The 17202-nt window shown below is 67.4% G+C and carries 15 protein-coding genes and 2 tRNA genes; 8 read left to right on the plus strand and 9 right to left on the minus strand.

The features are described from left to right. Positions 1-117 precede the first annotated feature (117 nt). From G4G00_RS18210 to G4G00_RS18220, 3 genes are all read right to left on the minus strand, one after another. Positions 118-193: transfer RNA gene (locus tag G4G00_RS18210), tRNA-Phe, on the minus strand. Positions 194-454: 261 nt separating this feature from the next. Next, on the minus strand, positions 455-922 hold the full coding sequence (locus G4G00_RS18215) for a hypothetical protein (RefSeq protein ID WP_108753663.1): 468 nt from the start codon (positions 920-922) through the stop codon (positions 455-457). Further along, positions 919-1383: a hypothetical protein gene (locus G4G00_RS18220; protein ID WP_108753662.1), complete on the minus strand. Its 465-nt coding sequence runs from the start codon at positions 1381-1383 to the stop codon at positions 919-921. The genes G4G00_RS18215 and G4G00_RS18220 overlap by 4 nt, the downstream gene beginning before the upstream one ends. A gap of 128 nt (positions 1384-1511) precedes the next feature. On the opposite strand from G4G00_RS18220, the gene G4G00_RS18225 reads away from it, so the two are divergent. Next, positions 1512-2273: a hypothetical protein gene (locus G4G00_RS18225; RefSeq protein WP_164275556.1), complete on the plus strand. Its 762-nt coding sequence runs from the start codon at positions 1512-1514 to the stop codon at positions 2271-2273. Between the two features lie 43 nt (positions 2274-2316). On the opposite strand, the gene G4G00_RS18230 is transcribed toward G4G00_RS18225, so the two are convergent. Continuing rightward, on the minus strand, positions 2317-2835 hold the full coding sequence (locus tag G4G00_RS18230; RefSeq protein WP_108756706.1) for a thioredoxin domain-containing protein: 519 nt from the start codon (positions 2833-2835) through the stop codon (positions 2317-2319). Beyond that, on the minus strand, positions 2832-3350 hold the full coding sequence (locus G4G00_RS18235) for a peroxiredoxin (RefSeq protein ID WP_164275559.1): 519 nt from the start codon (positions 3348-3350) through the stop codon (positions 2832-2834). The genes G4G00_RS18230 and G4G00_RS18235 overlap by 4 nt, the downstream gene beginning before the upstream one ends. A gap of 213 nt (positions 3351-3563) precedes the next feature. On the opposite strand from G4G00_RS18235, the gene G4G00_RS21850 reads away from it, so the two are divergent. Beyond that, positions 3564-3740, plus strand: coding sequence for a hypothetical protein (locus G4G00_RS21850; protein WP_199911372.1), 177 nt, complete (start codon positions 3564-3566; stop codon positions 3738-3740). 37 nt (positions 3741-3777) lie between these two features. Here the strand turns inward: G4G00_RS21850 and G4G00_RS18240 are convergent, their stop codons facing one another. Next, the gene (locus tag G4G00_RS18240; protein ID WP_164275561.1) at positions 3778-4338 is read right to left on the minus strand and encodes a hypothetical protein; all 561 of its coding nucleotides are present in this window, start codon (positions 4336-4338) and stop codon (positions 3778-3780) included. Between the two features lie 119 nt (positions 4339-4457). Beyond that, positions 4458-4533, minus strand: a tRNA-Ala gene (locus G4G00_RS18245). Between the two features lie 97 nt (positions 4534-4630). Between G4G00_RS18245 and G4G00_RS18250 the strand changes: the two genes are divergently transcribed. From G4G00_RS18250 to G4G00_RS18260, 3 genes are all read left to right on the plus strand, one after another. Next, complete coding sequence (locus tag G4G00_RS18250; RefSeq protein WP_164275564.1) at positions 4631-4927, plus strand: Rho-binding antiterminator; 297 nt, start codon at positions 4631-4633, stop codon at positions 4925-4927. A 120-nt stretch (positions 4928-5047) separates the two neighbouring features. Further along, entirely contained in the window at positions 5048-7606 is a 2559-nt protein-coding gene (locus G4G00_RS18255; protein ID WP_164275567.1) for a Cache 3/Cache 2 fusion domain-containing protein, read from the plus strand. 234 nt (positions 7607-7840) lie between these two features. Continuing rightward, positions 7841-10135, plus strand: a complete 2295-nt coding sequence (locus tag G4G00_RS18260; protein ID WP_312253308.1) for a TonB-dependent receptor — start codon at positions 7841-7843, stop codon at positions 10133-10135. 71 nt (positions 10136-10206) lie between these two features. Here the strand turns inward: G4G00_RS18260 and G4G00_RS18265 are convergent, their stop codons facing one another. Further along, positions 10207-11385 carry a hypothetical protein gene (locus G4G00_RS18265; protein WP_164275569.1) on the minus strand — a complete coding sequence of 393 codons (1179 nt, stop codon included), beginning with the start codon at positions 11383-11385 and terminating at the stop codon, positions 10207-10209. Here G4G00_RS18265 and G4G00_RS18270 point away from each other — a divergent pair. Further along, positions 11384-12520 (plus strand): hypothetical protein, encoded by a 1137-nt coding sequence (locus G4G00_RS18270; RefSeq protein ID WP_205515581.1) that lies wholly within the window; start codon positions 11384-11386, stop codon positions 12518-12520. The genes G4G00_RS18265 and G4G00_RS18270 overlap by 2 nt on opposite strands. Positions 12521-12556: 36 nt before the next feature. Here the strand turns inward: G4G00_RS18270 and rnd are convergent, their stop codons facing one another. Continuing rightward, a complete protein-coding gene (gene rnd, locus G4G00_RS18275; protein ID WP_108753655.1) occupies positions 12557-13633 on the minus strand; it encodes a ribonuclease D in 1077 nt (358 codons plus the stop codon). Positions 13634-13717: 84 nt separating this feature from the next. On the opposite strand from rnd, the gene G4G00_RS18280 reads away from it, so the two are divergent. Continuing rightward, positions 13718-15595 (plus strand): formylglycine-generating enzyme family protein, encoded by a 1878-nt coding sequence (locus G4G00_RS18280; protein WP_164275572.1) that lies wholly within the window; start codon positions 13718-13720, stop codon positions 15593-15595. A gap of 86 nt (positions 15596-15681) precedes the next feature. Continuing rightward, a complete protein-coding gene (locus tag G4G00_RS18285; RefSeq protein WP_108753653.1) occupies positions 15682-16581 on the plus strand; it encodes a M48 family metallopeptidase in 900 nt (299 codons plus the stop codon). Positions 16582-17202 lie beyond the last annotated feature (621 nt).

Here is a 17202-nt window from a genome sequence, read left to right on the forward strand (position 1 = left end):
GCCGAGGACGGAATCGAACCGCCGACACGGGGATTTTCAATCCCCTGCTCTACCAACTGAGCTACTCGGCCCTGTATCTGGAAAAAAAAGACCTGCATTTCTGCAGGCCTTCGAAAGTGGTGGCCGAGGACGGAATCGAACCGCCGACACGGGGATTTTCAATCCCCTGCTCTACCAACTGAGCTACTCGGCCACTTGTTTCGTTGCAGCGAGGTCGCTGCCGAGGACGCGCATGTTACGGAGGTAGACCGCGTTCGGCAAGCGTTTTGGCAAAAAACCTTCACATTGCCGTCTGCGCGCGCGCAAGTGCTTGATCCTGCGTGCGCGGCGGAATGCAGGCCGCCGGTGGGCGGGGGATGCGGGCTTCCGCCTGCTGCAGGGGCGCAGCTTCGGCAAGCGGGTGGTGAAGCTTGATTGAGCCTGCCAAGGCGATTCGGCCGGGCAGGGCGGTGCACTAGCGGTAGGACAACCCACTGCTGGCCATGAAGCCCTTCGGGTCGAACACCGCCCAGGCCTCGCCCCAGTCGAAACGTGCGCGACCGGCGTTGAGCGGGCGTCCCAGTGCTTTGGCCAAGGCGCGGCGCATGAACGCGACTTCGGCATCGATGGCGGCCTGGGTGGGCCAGCCGTCTTCCATCGGCGCGCCGGGCAGCTGCACGCCGATGGACAGCATCGACAGCGCCTGCCCGTGGAAGCACAGGGCGATTGCCGCCGGCACGCCCTGCAGCTGAAGGGCGTGCAGGTGCAGCCACTGGTAGCCGTTGCCGAGGTCGCGGCTATGCTGCAGCAGCGCGGCAAAACCCGCGCATGCCTGTGCCAGCGTGAGCGTCGGCCCGATCCTCAGCGGCAGCTCACCCAGGCCGATGCTGCCGTCGGCGGCGTCGAAATCAAGCGCCCGAAGTGCGCTGCCATGCGTACTCACGGTGCGAAACGCACCTGTCGTGGATCGCTGACGCTGATCTGCGTCTGGTAGTAGTACTTGCCGCTGGGCTGGCCGTTGGCATTGATGAAGTCGATGCGGACCCGGCGCGCGGTGCCGCCCACCAGCAGGCGGCGGTTCTGCAGGTAGTCCAGCTTCAGGCCCAGCGCTTCTTCCAGTGCGGGGCGCAGCGCGGCATCCATGCTGAGGGTGATGTTCAGCGGGTGCCGGTAGTCGCGTTCGCTGTTGAGGTAGATGCGGCCATCGTCGCTGCCGACGGCCTGCACGCTCATCGCGAAGGTGCCAGAAATGCCGCGCGCTGGATCGTCCTGCGCGGCACGCACAGCTTCGTAGTTGCCGATGTAGCCGGGCACCGGCGGCGGCGCGGCAGCCAGGCGATGGGCGCAGCCGGTCGCCAGCACCAGTGGGACCAGCAGTGAGGCCAACAGGGCGGGGCGATTCATGGCGCTTCCTTGTGCGTCGGTGGGTGTGCCGATTGTGGCCGCGGGTGGGTTGCAGCCACAAGCGCGCTGTCCAATCGGCCCGATGATGGGGCATGCTGGGCCGCGTACCACATTGGCTAGGGAAGGACATGCCGAGGACCGCCGACGTTCATGCCATCGATTGGGGCGCGCTGCAGTGTGCCTATGGCGACGCCTCTGAAGCGGGTGTACTGCTGGCCGCGCTGATGGACCCGCAGCACCAGCAGGACTGGAACGACATCTGGTCGCATCTATGCCACCAGGGCACGGTCTACCCTGCCAGCCACGCCGCGCTGCCGGTGCTGTTGTCAATCGCGCGGCAGACCGGGCGCAGCGACGGCGATGATGCGCTGCTGCTGGCCGGTGCGATCGTCGCCGGCTCGGAGGTGGGCGACCCGGGCCTGGCGCCGCACGGCGATGTCATCCAGGCGCTGCGCAGCAAGGTGCTCAAGCGCCTGCAGGGCAGTGGCCGGGAGGCAGTGCCGCTGTCCGAGGATGGGCATGGCCCGCGTGGCTGGCTGCGCCAGGCGTGGCTGGGGCTGAGTGGTGAAAAAGCCTGGTCGCAGCACCTGGACCGGCTTGCCGAGGGCGAGATCGTGGGAGAGTGCGTGGCTTGCTCGGCCGACCTGTACTGCACGCTGGATGTTGAAGCCCCGTATGTCTGCCATGAGGATCCGGTGTTCGGTGCCCCGTCGGCGACGTCTGCGCTGCTGCCCGGTGAACCGGTCGGCGTGGCCGAGGAGTGGCTGATGCAGCAGGTGCGCGGCGATGGCGATATCCCCGCCGGGCAGCTGCTGGAACTGGCCTTCGGTCATTCCGAATGCAGTGCGTGCGGGCATCCGTTCGCGGTGCGCGAGTGCGTGCAGGCCTGAGCCGTAGGCGCCTGCACGCGGCGGTTGGGCAGTTGTTGCAGAATTACATCGCGCGCTGCAGCGCCAGCAGCAGGGTGTCGTAGTCCCAGCTGTCATCGTGTCGCACGCCGTTGATGAAGAAACAGGGCGTGCCATTCACACCGCTGCGCACGCCGCCCATGAAGTCGGCCTCGATGCGTGCATCGTCCGCGCCGGCCAATGCGGCGCGCACGCGTTCCGGCGGCAACTGCAGCAGTTCGCCATAGCGCTGCAGGTCATGCGGTGCCAGCGCACCCTGGCGTTCGTACAGCAGGTCATGGGCGCTCCAGAAGTGTCCGGCGTCGGCCGCGGCTTCGGCCAGGCGCGCGGCATTCAGGGCATCCGGGTGCATTTCGCTGAGCGGGAAGTTGCGGAACACCAGGCGCAGCGAATCGCCCAATGCCTGCTGCAGGGCCTTCACGATGGGGTAGGCCTGGCCGCAGTACGGGCACTGGTAGTCGCCATATTCGACCAGGGTGACCGCCGCATCGGCCGGGCCACTGGCATGGTCGCTGGCGCTGACGGGAACGTGCAGGCGGCTCATGGGGTCACCTCCGCTGCCGACGTGCGCGGCAGGCGTGACAAGGCATCCAGAATGCCATCGGCACCGGGATTGATGCCCAGTGGCGACAGGTAGCTCCAGCGCACGATGCCCTGCGCATCGATCACGAACAGCGCGCGTTCGCAGACCCCATCGTGTTCCCGATAGGCACCGAACTGCCGGGCGACGGCGCCCTTGGGTTCGAAATCAGCCAGCAGCGGAAAATGCAGGTGGCGCTGTTCGGCGAACGCGGCGTGGCACCAGACGCCATCGACGGAGATGCCGATCAACTGCGCGCCCTGTCGCTGGAACTCGGGCAGCAACTGGTTGTACAGGGCCATCTGGTCGCCGCAGACCGGGCTCCAGTCAGCGGGATAGAAGGCAAGGATGACCGGGCGGCCACGCAGCTCTGCCAGGGTGACGGTCTGGTCGGGCGTGGCGGGCAGGCGGAAGTCGGGGGCGGGCGTTCCCGGCGGCAGCGGGGCGTGCGCAGATTCGGGGCGGGGCAGGGAGGACATGGCGGGCTCCTGGCGGGATGGGATGGCGCGCGGTGGGTTCTGCATCGGCAGCGCCATCGTCGGCCGGTAGCGCCGGGCTGCCCATTGCGCCTTGGTTTCCGCCGCTCATACCAGGGTATGCACGCGCCGCTCGCGGCAGCGCGACCACGGACTCACGGCCGCGCCGCTAGCGTGGTCGTGCAAGCCCGGCACGGTGCCGGTGCGGAGCCCGCCATGACTACTCCCCGCACGCCTTCGCCCGCCGAAAAGGATGCCGGTACCCAGGAAAGCCGCCAGGACCAGCACCAGGACGACGTGGCCAAGCGCCGCCCTGGCCAGAACGATCAGAAGGTGCATGACGAGAACACGCGGCGACCGCAACGCAAGGATGGGAGCCAGGAGCCGGGTTGAGCCGGTGATGGACAGGTCGAGTCTCAGTCGGCCAAGGTCATGCAGACGGCGGCGTCTGCGCCGCGCGGCCCACGTCGGCGAACCAGTCCGCGAGTTCGTGCATGTCGATCTGCTGGATCAGCGCAGGATTGATGGGATCGGCGGGTGCGGTCGGCAGGATGGCGGCCGCCACCTCGATCGCGCAGTACCCCGTACCGTCCCAGAGGCCTGCCAGACAGGAGGAGAGGGGAGCGCCCTCCCACAGCGGTGCTGCTGATGGCCATGATTGCCGATCTTGCATCGGGCGCCAGCGACCGTAAGGGCGCACCTCGCTCCGGCGCTGTGCAAGCCATCGGATTGCAGCCTCCTTGGCCACGCGCGCTGCGTCTTCCAGCTCCCGATGCCCGGACACGATCCTGATCTTCTCCCGGATGCCGTCGTAAGACAGTTCGCGTAGGCGCAGGACGACGAGCAACTGACTTCCCTGCAACCGCGCCTGTTCAAGACCAAGCCCATGGGCGACGTCAGCGACGTAGCTGGGAATGTACCGACCCTTCCAGCCGGGAATGAGGGTTGAAAGCGGGATCAGATGTGGATCCGTTATCGAGGCATGGTCCATGGGACCCCTTCCTGGATGTGGCGCTCCGCGCCGCGGGTACCCTCATCCTATCGGTCCGGGCGGTCCGTGCCCAAAGAAAAAGCCCGCAGATCACTGGGATCTACGGGCTTCTCTGAAAATGGTGGAGCCAAGGAGGATCGAACTCCTGACCTCGTCATTGCGAACGACGCGCTCTCCCAGCTGAGCTATGGCCCCACGGCGAAGCCAGTGTAGCGCCGCCGCCCGGGGCTTGCCAAGCCGCATGGGCGGCAGTCGTGGCAGGCTGGGCGCCTTGAGTGCCGGAAGACGCTCCATGACCGACTACCGTCCCATCGCGTGCGACCTGCACGACGTACTGGAAATCGCCTGCCTGCACCGCGCCCTGCTGCAGGTGGAACTGATCGATGGCCGCACCTTCGTGGCCCGCGCGCGGACCACGCTGAGCACGCCTGGCAAAGAGGAATTCCTGCTGCTGGACGCCGATGACGGCGAGCAGCGCATCCGCCTGGACCATCTGCTGGCGGTGACCACGCTGGGCGCAGACGGTCTGCCCGGACCGCGTACCGTGCTGGCCGTGCCTGGCCCTGGTGAAACTGAACAAGGTTTATGAATCAATGGCTTGGCGCTGTCAATAACCTGAAGCGGCTAGGCCGGGTGGCGTAAAGAGGACCAGAACGGTGCCGTTAAGAGGGGGCGCCTCGCGCGCTCCCTTCCACGGACATTCCCCCTGATGATGAGCCCGGCTGCCTCCCGATTTTCCGCCTCGCCGCCGAAGCGGACCCTGACCATCGCAACCCGCCTGGCGCTGCTGATGGTGGCGATCACCACCGTGGCCTTCGCCGCACTGGCGATCCTGATCTACCGCGATACCGCCGACAGCTACCAGCAGCGCGTGGTTGCCGGCCTGGATACCGCCACGGTGCTGATGCGCGATTCGGTGCAGCTGTATGACCGCAGCCTGGGCGAAAGCACCCAGCGCATCGCCGGCACCTTCCGCGCGATGCTGCCGCAGGGTGAGGCGCTGGCCGATGCCACCGCGCCCATCGACGTGGCCGGCCGCAGTGCGCCGACCCTGCGCCTGGGCACGCAGGTGATCGGCCCGGCATCGACCGAGGTTGATCGCTTCGCCGAGGCGACCGGCGGCGTTGCCACCGTGTTCGTGCGTGACGGCGAAGACTTCGTCCGCGTGGCGACTTCGTTGCGCAACGCGCAGGGCGAACGCGCGCTGGGCACCGTGCTGGACCACGCCAACCCGGCCTATGCGCGGGTGCGCGCGGGGCAGGGCTACACGGGGCCGGCCCACCTGTTCGGCACCGATTACATGACCCACTACATGCCGATCCCAGCGGCCGATGGCAGCGTGGCTGGCATCGCGTTCGTGGGGCAGGACTACTCGCAGGGCCTGGCCGCGCTGAAGACGCGCCTGCGCGAGGCGACGCTGGGCCGCGAGGGCCGCTTCATCGTGGTCGACACGCGCCAGGGCAAGGACCACGGCCGGGTGCTGGCCGCCGCCGATGGCGAAGGTGGCCTGCTGCAGGAACGCGTGGCCGCGGCCGATCTGCCGGCATTGCAGGCGCTGCTGGATGGCCGCAGCACCCAGGCGCGTCTGCATCTGCGCCCGGCCGATGGTGGCGCCGAGCAGGCCTGGTTCGCGGCGGCACAGCGCTACGGCGCCTGGCAATGGCTGGTGATCGGCCTGGAACCGGAATCGGTGCTGGCAGAGGTGCTGAACGGCCTGATGCTGCGCATCGCGCTGATTTCCGTGCTGGCGCTGACCACCGTGGTCGTGCTGATCGTGCTGGTGGTGCGGCGCTTGCTGGGTCGTCCGCTGGCCGCAGCGGCGCAGGTCGCCCGCGATGTGGCCAGCGGGCGCCTGGACCGCGAAATCGATACGGGCCGCGATGACGAGGTCGGCCGTCTGCTGGGGTCGTTGCAGCAGATGCGCGCCAGGCTGCGCGAGATCCTGCAGGCGCAGGCCAGCATGAGCGAACGCCATGCGGCGGGCGCGGTCAGCCACCGGATCGACGAGCTGGCCTTCGAGGGGGAGTTCCGCGCCATGGTGGCCGGCACCAACGCGCTGGTGGCGGCGCACCTGCAGACCCAGCAGCGCATGGTGGCCCTGGTCCAACGCTACGCTGAAGGCGATCTGCAGCAGACCATGGACGTGCTGCCTGGCGAACAGGTGGCGATCACGCAGGCGCTGAACGGCGTGCGCGGCAAGCTGCAGGGCATCAACGGCGAGATCAAGCGCCTGGTTGCGGCGGCGGCGGCCGGTGATTTCACCGTGCGCGGCGATGCGCAGGCCTTCGCCAATGACTTCCAGCAGATGGTGCAGGGCCTGAACAGCGTGATGGCTACTGCCGATGACAACCTGCTGGCGCTGTCGTGCCTGCTGCGCAACCTGGCCGAAGGTGACCTGCGGCACCGCATGGACGGGCAGTCGCAGGGGGTGTTCGCGCGCATGCGCAAGGACGCCAATGCGACGGTGGGGTCGCTGGCCGGCATCGTCGGCCGCATCCAGCAGGCCGCCGCAGCGGTCAGCACGGCCGCTGCGGAAATCGCTGCCGGCAACGATGATCTGTCCCGCCGTACCGAACAGCAGGCTGCCAACCTGGAAGAGTCTGCTGCCTCGATCGAGGAAATGACCTCGGCCGTGCGGCAGAACGCCGACCACGCACGCCGCGCAGACCGCCTGGCGAGCGAGGCGGCGCAGGTGGCCGGGCGCGGGGGCGCGGCCATGGCCGCGATGGAAGCGACGATGGGCCAGATCGATGCCGCCTCGCGGCGCATCGCCGAGATCATCACGGTGATTGATGGCATCGCCTTCCAGACCAACATCCTGGCCCTGAATGCCGCCGTCGAAGCGGCACGCGCCGGTGAGGACGGCCGCGGCTTCGCGGTGGTCGCCAGCGAGGTGCGCGCACTGGCACAGCGCTCGACGCTGGCGGCGGCGGAGATCAAGGGGCTGATCGAAGAATCGGTGGCCCGCGTGGCCGAAGGCAACGTACTGGCCGGCGATGCCGGGCGCACCATCCAGGACGTGGTTGCCTCGGTGACCGAACTGGGCGGGCTGGTGGGCGAGATCGCCCATGCCTGCCAGGAACAGGCGGCGGGCATCGAACTGGTCAACCAGAGCATCGTGCAGATGGATGGCGTGACCCAGCAGAACGCCGCGCTGGTGGAAGAGGCGTCCGCTTCGGCCCGTTCCATGAGCGAACAGGCGCACGCGTTGCAGGACGCTGCCGGCCGCTTCGTGCTGCAGCGGCGCCCGGCATTGGCCCCGGCGTAAGGGCAGCCGGGGTTAGGAGGCGGTGGTGCCGGCTACCGCCTTCCACCGGCGGACTTTGCCGCAGCGGGCGGGACGCGGACTGCGACGGGATGCGCAACGAAATCGTAACAATTCGGGCGATAATGGGCGCTTGCGCAGTGGTTCCCCCTCTACCGCCCGGCTTGCGCAGGCCGCCCGGACGTCTCCCAAGAGCTTTCGATGCCTTCCCATATCGCTTCCCGTCGTTCGACGGGCATGTCGTCTTCCTCGCTTTCCTTCCGCCGCCATCCGCTGGCCCTGGCCTGTGCCGGCCTGGCTCTGGCCGCCAGCTTCGGCGCCGCCGCGCAGGACAGCGCACCGACCCCGACCGGCCTGGACACGATCACCGTGACCGCCGAACACCGTGAGCAGAACCTGCAGGAAGTGCCGGTGTCGGTGGGCGTGGTGCAGGGCGAGCGCATGCGCGATTTCACCGCTGGCGGCGATGACACCCTGCTGGCGCTGTCCGGCCGCGTGCCCAGCCTGTATGCGGAAACCACCACCGGTCGCATCTTCCCGCGCTTCTACATCCGCGGCCTGGGCAACATCGATTTCTACCTGGGTGCCTCGCAGCCGGTGTCGATCATCCAGGACGACGTGGTGCTGGAACACGTGGTGCTGAAGTCCAACCCGGTCTACGACGTGGACCAGGTGGAAGTGCTGCGCGGCCCGCAGGGCTCGCTGTTCGGCCGCAACACCACCGCCGGCATCGTCAAGTTCGACACCCTGAAGCCGACCGATGAGTACACCGGCCGGGTCAGCGCCAGCTACGCCACCTACAACAGCGTGTCGGTCGATGGCGGCTTCGGTGGCCCGATCAACGACATCGCCTCGTTCCGCGTGTCGGCGCTGTACCAGCACCGCGATGACTACGTGGACAACACCTACCGTGGCCCCAGCGCCGACGGCACGGTCAGCCCGAAGAAGAACGCCATGGGCGGCTTCGATGACCGCAACGTGCGTGCGCAACTGCTGCTCAAGCCCAGCGACCAGTTCTCGATCCTGGCTTCGGCCCACGCCCGCGATTACGACGGCACCTCGACCCTGTTCCTGCGCGGTGCGCTGACCAAGGGCTCGAACCAGACCGACGTGCCGCGCGACAAGGTGGCCTACGACGAAGCCGACAACAACCCGCAGGCCTACAAGACCTACGGCGGTTCGGTGAAGGCGATCTACGATTTCGGCGCGGTCGATTTCACCTCCATCACCGCCTACGAAACCACCTCCGGCTACAGCCGTGGCGACACCGACGGCGGCGCGGCGGCAGACTTCCCGTTCAATGGCGTGGCCAACGGCTACGGTCAGTCGATGGGGCAGATCCGTGACCTGGACCAGTGGACCCAGGAATTCCGCCTGGCCAGCCACGATGACAGCGCCCTGCAGTGGCAGGCCGGTGCGTTCTACTTCAACGGCAGCGATACCACCGATTTCTACCAGCGCGGCTGGTTCCTGCAGGGCGCGGCGCGCAACCCGAACAACTGGGTGCGCCTGCGCAACAAGAACACCTCGTGGGCCGGTTTTGGCCAGCTCAGCTACGCCTTCACCGACAAGTTCAGCGTGACCGCTGGTCTGCGCCAGACCCGCGACGAGAAGCACACGCGCCTGCTGAAGACCGCCGACACCGCCGCCGGCGTGGTGACCTACAAGGGCCGTACGGACGTGAAGATGTCCGATACCACCCCGAGCTGGGACGTCAGCGCGATGTACCAGTTCAACCCGAACGTGAGCGTCTACGCCAAGGTTGCACGTGGCTTCCGCGGCCCGACCATCCAGGGCCGCTCGGCCGTGTTCAACGCTGATTTCACCACCGCCGACTCGGAGACCATCCTGTCCTGGGAAGCCGGCGTGAAGAGCAGCCTGTGGGACAACCGCCTGCGCCTGAATGCCACCGCGTTCACCTACACGGTCAACGACATCCAGCTCAACGGCAACGATTCGGACGGCAACGGCGTGCTGTTCAACGCCGACAAGGCCAAGGCCTACGGCTTCGAAGCAGACATGGAACTGCGCCCGGTTCCGAACCTGACCCTGAGCGCCGGTGTCAGCCTGCTGCACAGCGAGATCCAGGACAAGCGCGTGTATGCGCAGGTCTGCGGCCTGAACGGCCAGGTGGTGTGCACGGTGAACGACCCGACCATCAAGGTCGGCGCCAACACCTTTGCCCAGATCGATGGCAACCCGCTGCCCAACGCGCCGAAGTACAACATCAACTTCGCCGCGCGTTACGACATGCCGGTCAGCGACGCGGGCACGATGTTCGTGTCCACCGACTGGAACAAGCAGGGCTACACCAGCTTCGTGCTGTATGACAGCCAGGAGTTCAATTCCAAGGGTGATTTCGAAGGTGGCCTGAAGCTGGGTTACTCCGGCAACTACGGTGCCTACGAAGTGGCGCTGTTCGCGCGCAACATCACAAACGAAAAGAACCTGAAGGGTGTGATCGAAAACTACATGGCCGCGGTCTACAACGAACCGCGCACCGTGGGTGTTTCGTTGAACATGAACTGGTAAGGCCTGCTTGATCGGGTAACGAAAACGGCGCTCTTCGGAGCGCCGTTTTTGTTGCGTACCCTGGGGGGAGTTCAGGGCGTGGCGCTGACGCCCAGTCCCAGGGCCGGATCGGCAGGCGCGCTGGGCCCGAGCACCTGCAGTTGCATCGCTTCCATCCGTTCCAACACTTTGCGTTGCTTCGCGTTGAGCCCCTGCGAGGTGATCGCGATGTGCTTGCGTGCGGCGTCCAGCGGGGCTGGCTGGTAGTGCACGGTAAAACGTCGCAGGGCGCAGCCGGTTACGTTCTGGACGGGCGCGCAGTCGCTCCCGTTGAAATCGACATCACCATCGCCGGCAACGATGAACGGGCTCAGCAGGATCTGCCCTTCGCGCGCGGTGAAGGCCAGCGGCGCATGGGCCTTGGCGATGACCGCCTGGATGCGCACGGCCGGGATGGTATCGGGAACGATCCGGTCTTCCCAGAACCCTTCCCTGGCTTCCGAGGTCTGGTAGTTCTGCGTGCCCCAGGACATGCAGTTGCCCGACGCGACGTGCACGGAGGTACACACCTGCCGGGAGTGCTGGTCGGTTGCCGTGTAGGGCGGCACCCAGACCTTCTTCCACGAATAGAAGCGATAGTCCACGTCGGCCAGGCGGGTAGCGCCGATGTCCTTGGAGACCTCGTCCTTGTCGCCCAATGGCTTCAGCTTGGCCACCCGGGTGTTCAGTCGATAGTTTTCCGCGCCATTGAGCAGGTAGGTGCCCGGCGGGATCAGATGGACTTCGAACACGTCCATCAGCACCGTGCGCTGCGGGCCGGTTTCCAGTTCGTTGGTATTGAACAGCTGCACATAGCCCTGCGAGGGAACGTCCTTGTGCTGCCAGGACACGCGCGCGGAGAAGCCGGGCAGGTCGGTCGAGCGGCGGCCCAGATGGAAGCCGGTGATGGGAGAGCCGACACCGGGTCCGCCGGTGTGCACGACATACGGGGCCGGCACCAGGACGGCAACCAGACCGTCGCGGGTGGCGCCATCAATGATGTCCACCAGCTTGGCCCTGTTTTCCTTTTCCTGCCCGTAGGTTGGCCGCGTCGCGCTGCTGGCCATGGCGGGCGCTGCCAGCAGCAGGGCACACGCTGCTGCGATCTTCAGGGGATTCATTGACGTCTCCTTGTCTGCACGGCGCAACCCTAGCACGGCGCCTGCGGCACGGCGGTGCAGGGCGGCCTTGCATGCTAGGCTGCCGCGCTGTGTTGAACGGACTTCGACCATGATCCAGACGCTGTACCAGCAGTATGCCGATGCTCGCGCCGCCGAGACCCTGATTGAACAATGCCGGGCGCAGGTGGTGCGCTGGCGTTGGGCCAGCGGCGACATGGCGCATGACGCGCCGTTCATGGCCGAAAAGTATGGCGTGCGCCGCAGTCGCTGGCTGGACGATGCCAAGGCGGACCCGGATGCGCATGTGCACCATGGTTTCGACGCGCAGGAGCGCATCGTGCTTGCCGTGGCTGACAACGGGGCCAGGACCACGGTGTGGCTGCACGGCACCGAGCAGCGGCACAGCCTGAGCTTCTACCGCGGTGGACGCATTGCCTCGGCCCGCGCCTGGCACGAACCCCGCGGGCGGCTGCAGAGCAGTGAGCTGACCGTTGGCCATCGCGGTCACGACAGCACGTATCACTGGGACGGCGAAGTGCTGCTGCGCGTGGTGGTGCGCAACTGGGGGGACGAGCGCCCGAGCTGGTGGTGCCAGGATGTCTACAGCTACGATGAGGCCGGCGCCCTGGACCGTATCGAACTGCAGTATCTGCATGAAGACGGCACACCCACCGGCAGCCAGCGCCTGCAGTACCAGCGCCCGCGCCGCGGCGAAACCCTGGCCGCCGCCGCTGCCGATGTGGAGCGCCGGCTGATGCAGGCCATCGCCACGCAGCTGCCGCTGATTCCACGCGACGAGCCGCTGTATTGCCTGCTGCTGTGCTTCACCGATGGCGATTTCAGTTCGGCCTGGCCACCGTTCATCACCTGGGGGCGCCAGTCCTACCGGCAGGCGGTGCTTGAACGCGGTGAGGACGTTGCCTACTACCTGTGGGCACCGGACGAGATGCGTGCCGGCCAGCGCGACGACGATGAGTGCTGGTTCGACGATCCGGCCCTGCTGGACGCGTGCAAGCGCCATGGCCGGTTGATGGAGATGCGCGGCAGTACCACCTCGGCGATGCGCCTGCTCACGCGGGTGGCGGCGTGGCTGGATGCGCCGGAACAGCGCGCCCACCTGCACACCACCGAGGACTTCGTGGTGGCGGTGGCCGACAACACCGGCGCGGTGGACCCGCTGCCGGCGATGCGCAAGGCGATCGGTGCGCAGCGCTGGGCGCGCCTGAAGGCGGCCGGCTACGTGTGATAGGGGAGTGCCGCGCCGGTCAGGCGCGGCGGCCTGTCATGCTGGCAGCAAGGCCTGCAGGCGTGCTTCCAGTTCCTGCTGGCGCCAGCCGGCCAGCGCGGCCGGCCACTGGCGGCGTTCCAGATAGCTTTCCAGGTGCTTGCGCGAGGCCAGCACGCCGTCGGCCAGGCCCAGCTCGCGGCTGCGCTCGGCCACCGCATCCTGCAGCTTCTTGATGGTCTTCTTGTCGGCGTCGGTGGCCTGCACGGCCAGCGGTGCTTCGGCCTCATCGGGCAGCGGCGTTTCCAGCGCCTGCCACACGGCGGCGGTGAGCTTGCGCGGGGCTTTCGGGAACTGCTCGAACAGCTTGCCCAGCGCGGCCAGGTCGGCCGGCGGGGTGCGTGCCAGGGTGGCGGCCAGTTCGTTGTCCAGGATCCAGCTGCGCGGGCGGTCGCTGCTGCGGGCCTGGCCGTCGCGCCAGCGCAGCAGGCGCAGCAGGCGGCGCTGGGCGGCCGCGTCGAGGAACTGTGCCGCGCGCATGCCCAGGTGCGGCCAACGGTCTTCATCGTTGGCAACGTTGGCCAGCAGACGTTCGGCATCGTCCTGCAGCCACTGGCGGCGGCCCAGCGCCTGCAGCTTGGCTTCGATCGCATCGTGCAGGGCAAACAGATGCTCGACGTCGTCGGCGGCGTACTGCAACTGCGATTCAGACAGCGGACGGCGCATCCAGTCCGAGCGCGTTTCGCCCTTGGCCAGCGTTACCCCGGTAATTTCCTGCACCAGTTTCTGGTAGCCCATGCCACCGCCGATACCGGCCAGCGCCGCGCCGATCTGGGTGTCGAACAAGGGCCGGGGCAGCACGCCGCAGGTCCACTTGAAGGCCACCAGGTCTTCGCTGGCGCTGTGCATGACCTTGATGATCGATTCATCGGTCAGCCACGGTGCCAGCGCTTCGGGCATGCCGGGAATCAGCGGATCGATCAACAGGATGTCGTTGCCCACGGCCATCTGCACCAGAGCCAGCTGCGGCCAGAAGGTGCGTTCGCGGATGAATTCGGTGTCCAGGCCGATACGGGCCGGGCGCTGCTGGCGGTAGGCGTCCAGCTCGGCGGGGGTGGTGATCCAGATTGCCACGGGTGGGGGCCTGCTACTCGGGTTTGCTCAGGCAGGGGAGAATAGCCTAACGTCGGTGCGCACCCGTACCGAAGGAGCCTCCGTTTGCGTTTTGCCCTGCCGATTGCGCTGTGTACCGCCTTGGGCCTGGCCCTGGCCGCGTGTACGCCGTCGCCGCCTGCAAGCCCATCGGCCGGCGAACCGGAACGGCCGCGGCCCAAGGTGGACGACACGGCTGCTGCGGCGGCGACGGGCACGGTGACCATTGCCGGCGAGGATGCCAGCGAGGACGTGCAGCGCTGGACCCCGGCACGGGTGGATCGGCAGGGGCGGACGCTGGCGCAGCTGCGCCGTGCCGCCGAACAGGCGTTCAGCGACGGGAGGCTGTACGAGGACGCCGAGGCGGCCATTCCGCTGTGGCTGGCGGTGCAGGAAGAAGCCCCGGACGACCGCGCGGCCCGCGCCGGTCTGCAGCGTGCCCGGCAGCGCCTGCAGCAGCAGGCCGACGCCCTGCTGGCGCGGCCGCTGCAGCAGCGCGAGGCACTGGCCGAGGCAGGGCGGCAGGCGCTGGTGCTGCTGACCCTGGCACCCAACGAGCCGAAGGTGCGCGCGCTGCAGAGCCGGGTGGAGACCGCCCAGCGCGTGGTGGCCTACAACCGCTCGGGCGAGGAGGATCTGCGCGCCGGTCGGGTGGGCGAGGACGGTGACGGGGCCATTCCGGCGTTCCGTGAGGCGCTGGCACTGGATGCCAACAACCGCCGTGCCCGGCAGGGCCTGGCCGCCGCCGAAAGCGCGCTGATCCGGCGCGCCGAAGACGCCGCACGCAGCCGCGATTTTGCTTCCGCCGGGGCCTGGCTGGCCGAAGCCAGCAAGGTGCGGGATTCGTCGCCGACCATCGCCGACGCGTTCGAACGCATCGAGCAGATCCGTGCAGCGACCCTGGTGCAGTTGCGTGACGGCGGGCTGCGCGACCTGGAAACGCCGCAGGGACTGAAGTCGGCCCGTGAAAAGCTGGCCGAGGCCTTGCGCATCGCCTTGCCGGGCGATGCCGTGGTGGCGCAATTGCGCGAACGCATCGACCTGGCCACCCACTACGGCAGTTTCCGCCCAGGGCAGGTGTTCAGCGACCCCCTGCGCGATGGCGGGCGCGGGCCGCAGATGATCGTGGTGCCGCATGGCGGCTTCCAGATGGGCGCCGGTGACACCGAACCGGGCGCCAGCGACGCCGAGCGACCGTCACACTACGTGCGGTTTGAACGTGGCTTTGCCATGGCGATCACTGAAGTGACCGTCGCCGATTTCGAGCGTTTCGTGAAGGCCACCAGCGCGCGCCCGCGTGCGACCCGTCGCGGCCACTCGGTGGTGTATGACGAGCGCAGCGGCAACTTCATCCGCCGCAGCGGCGTGGACTGGCGCTCGGACTACGATGGCAGTCGCGCGATGGGCAATTCGCCGGTGATGCACGTGAGCGTGCGCGATGCGGAAAACTACGCCACCTGGCTGTCCGAGCAGACCGGCCGCGCCTACCGCCTGCCCAGCGAAGCCGAGTTCGAGTACGCCCTGCGGGCCGGCGGCAGTGGCCGCTACCCCTGGGGGGATGCCGGTCTGCCGCCTGCGGGCAGCGGCAACTACACCGGCAGCCAGGATGTTTCCCCGTCGGGCCGGCACTGGCACAACGCCTTCGTGGGCTATGGCGATGGCTGGTGGGGGCCGGCGCTGGTGGGCAGCTTCCAGGCCAATGCCTTCGGCCTGCACGACATGGGCGGCAACCTGAGCGAATGGGTGGCCGATTGCTGGCATTCCAGCTACCGCCGCGCCCCGTCCGATGGCGTGGCCTGGTACAACCCTGGCTGCCGTTCGCGGGTGATCCGTGGCGGCAACTGGGCCAACGCGCCCGAGCAGACCCGTGCGGCGTGGCGGCAATCCCAGGATTCAGACACCACCAACGCCCGCATCGGCTTCCGCCTGGTGCGCGGCATCTGATGCGCCTGTTTCACCCCGCGCAGGCGGCGGCGCACTAAGATTGCAGCGTGCCCGCCGGCCGGCGGGGTCCGCCGGAAGACCTGCCGATGCGCAACGATCCCTTTTCCCGCTCGCCGCAACAGGGTTCGCCACGGCGCGGCCTGTTCGGCAACATCCGCTGGTGGGTACTGCTGTTGGCCGCCGGCTATGCAGCGTACTACTGGTTTTCCAACCGAACGGTGGACCCGTACACCGGCGAGAAGGTGCTGATCGACAGCAGCCTGGATGCCAGCGAAGAACGTGCGTTGGGCTTGCAGGCCTACCAGCAGATCCTGGCGCAGGAACGGCCACTGGACCCCAACGCGCAGATCTCACGCGATGTGCGCGCCATCGCCCAGCGCCTGATCGCCAAGGTGGATGTGGTGGAAACCGCGCTGGCGCAGGAACATGGGTTGCAGCCGGGGCACTTTTCCCGCGATTTCGAGTGGGAAGTGAACGTGATTCCCAGTGACCAGGCCAACGCCTTCTGCCTGCCCGGCGGCAAGATGGCCGTGTACACCGGGCTGGTGCCGGTGGCGCGTACGACCGATGCCATGGCGGTGGTGATGGGGCACGAGATCGCCCATGCGCTGCTGCGCCATGGTGCACAGCGCATGGCCCAGCAGAAGCTGACCCAGATCGGGCAGATGGCCGGTGCGGCCAGTGGCATGGATGCGCAGCAGCAACAGATGATGATGTCGGCGATGGGTTACGGCTATCTGTTGCCGTACGCGCGCAGCCACGAGACGCAGGCCGATGAAGTGGGTCTGATGTTGGCGGCGGCGGCGTGTTTCGACCCGCGCGAGGCGATTCCCCTGTGGCAGCGCATGGGGCAGGCCAGTGGTGGCCAGTCGCCGCCGGAGTTTTCGTCGACCCATCCCAATCCCGGCACCCGCATCCAGAACCTGCAGGCGCTGATGCCCAAGGCCCTCGAGTACCGGCAGAAATTCTGCGAGCAGGCGCGGTAGGGGGTGGTCGGCAGGGCTTGCAGCCTGCACCTGCTTGGATCAACGGCAACGGCAACGGCAACGTCAAAGGCAACGTCAAAGGCGGGTTTCCCGGGGATGGCGGGGCGGTGTCGGATTGCGGGGGCGCCGCAAGTACGTCCTTGTAGGCTTGGCAGCCGCATCCATGCGGCTGACACCCCGCACTCCGACACCGCCCCACCTCTGACAGATCGCCGCGGTCTGTCGGAACGGCATTCTGCTCTGGTAGGTGTCGACCTTGGTCGACACAGTAGATCCACGCGATGCGTGGATGATTCATTCGACATCTGACAGACGTGTCGACCAAGGTCGACACCTACCCACAGCCGTCTTCGACACGGCGTTCTGCTCTGGTAGGTGTCGACCTTGGTCGACACAATAGATCCACACGATGCGTGGATGATTCATTCGACATCTGACAGGCGTGTCGACCAAGGTCGACACCTACCCACAGCCGCCTTCGACACGGTGTTCTGCTCTGGTAGGTGTCGACCTTGGTCGACACAGTAGATCCACACGATGCGTGGATGATTCATTCGACATCTGACAGACGTGTCGACCAAGGTCGACACCTACCCACAGCCGCCTTCGACACGGCGTTCT

The organism is Stenotrophomonas sp. B1-1 (genome assembly GCF_010894375.1).
In the GTDB taxonomy this organism is placed as follows: Bacteria; Pseudomonadota; Gammaproteobacteria; order Xanthomonadales; family Xanthomonadaceae; genus Stenotrophomonas.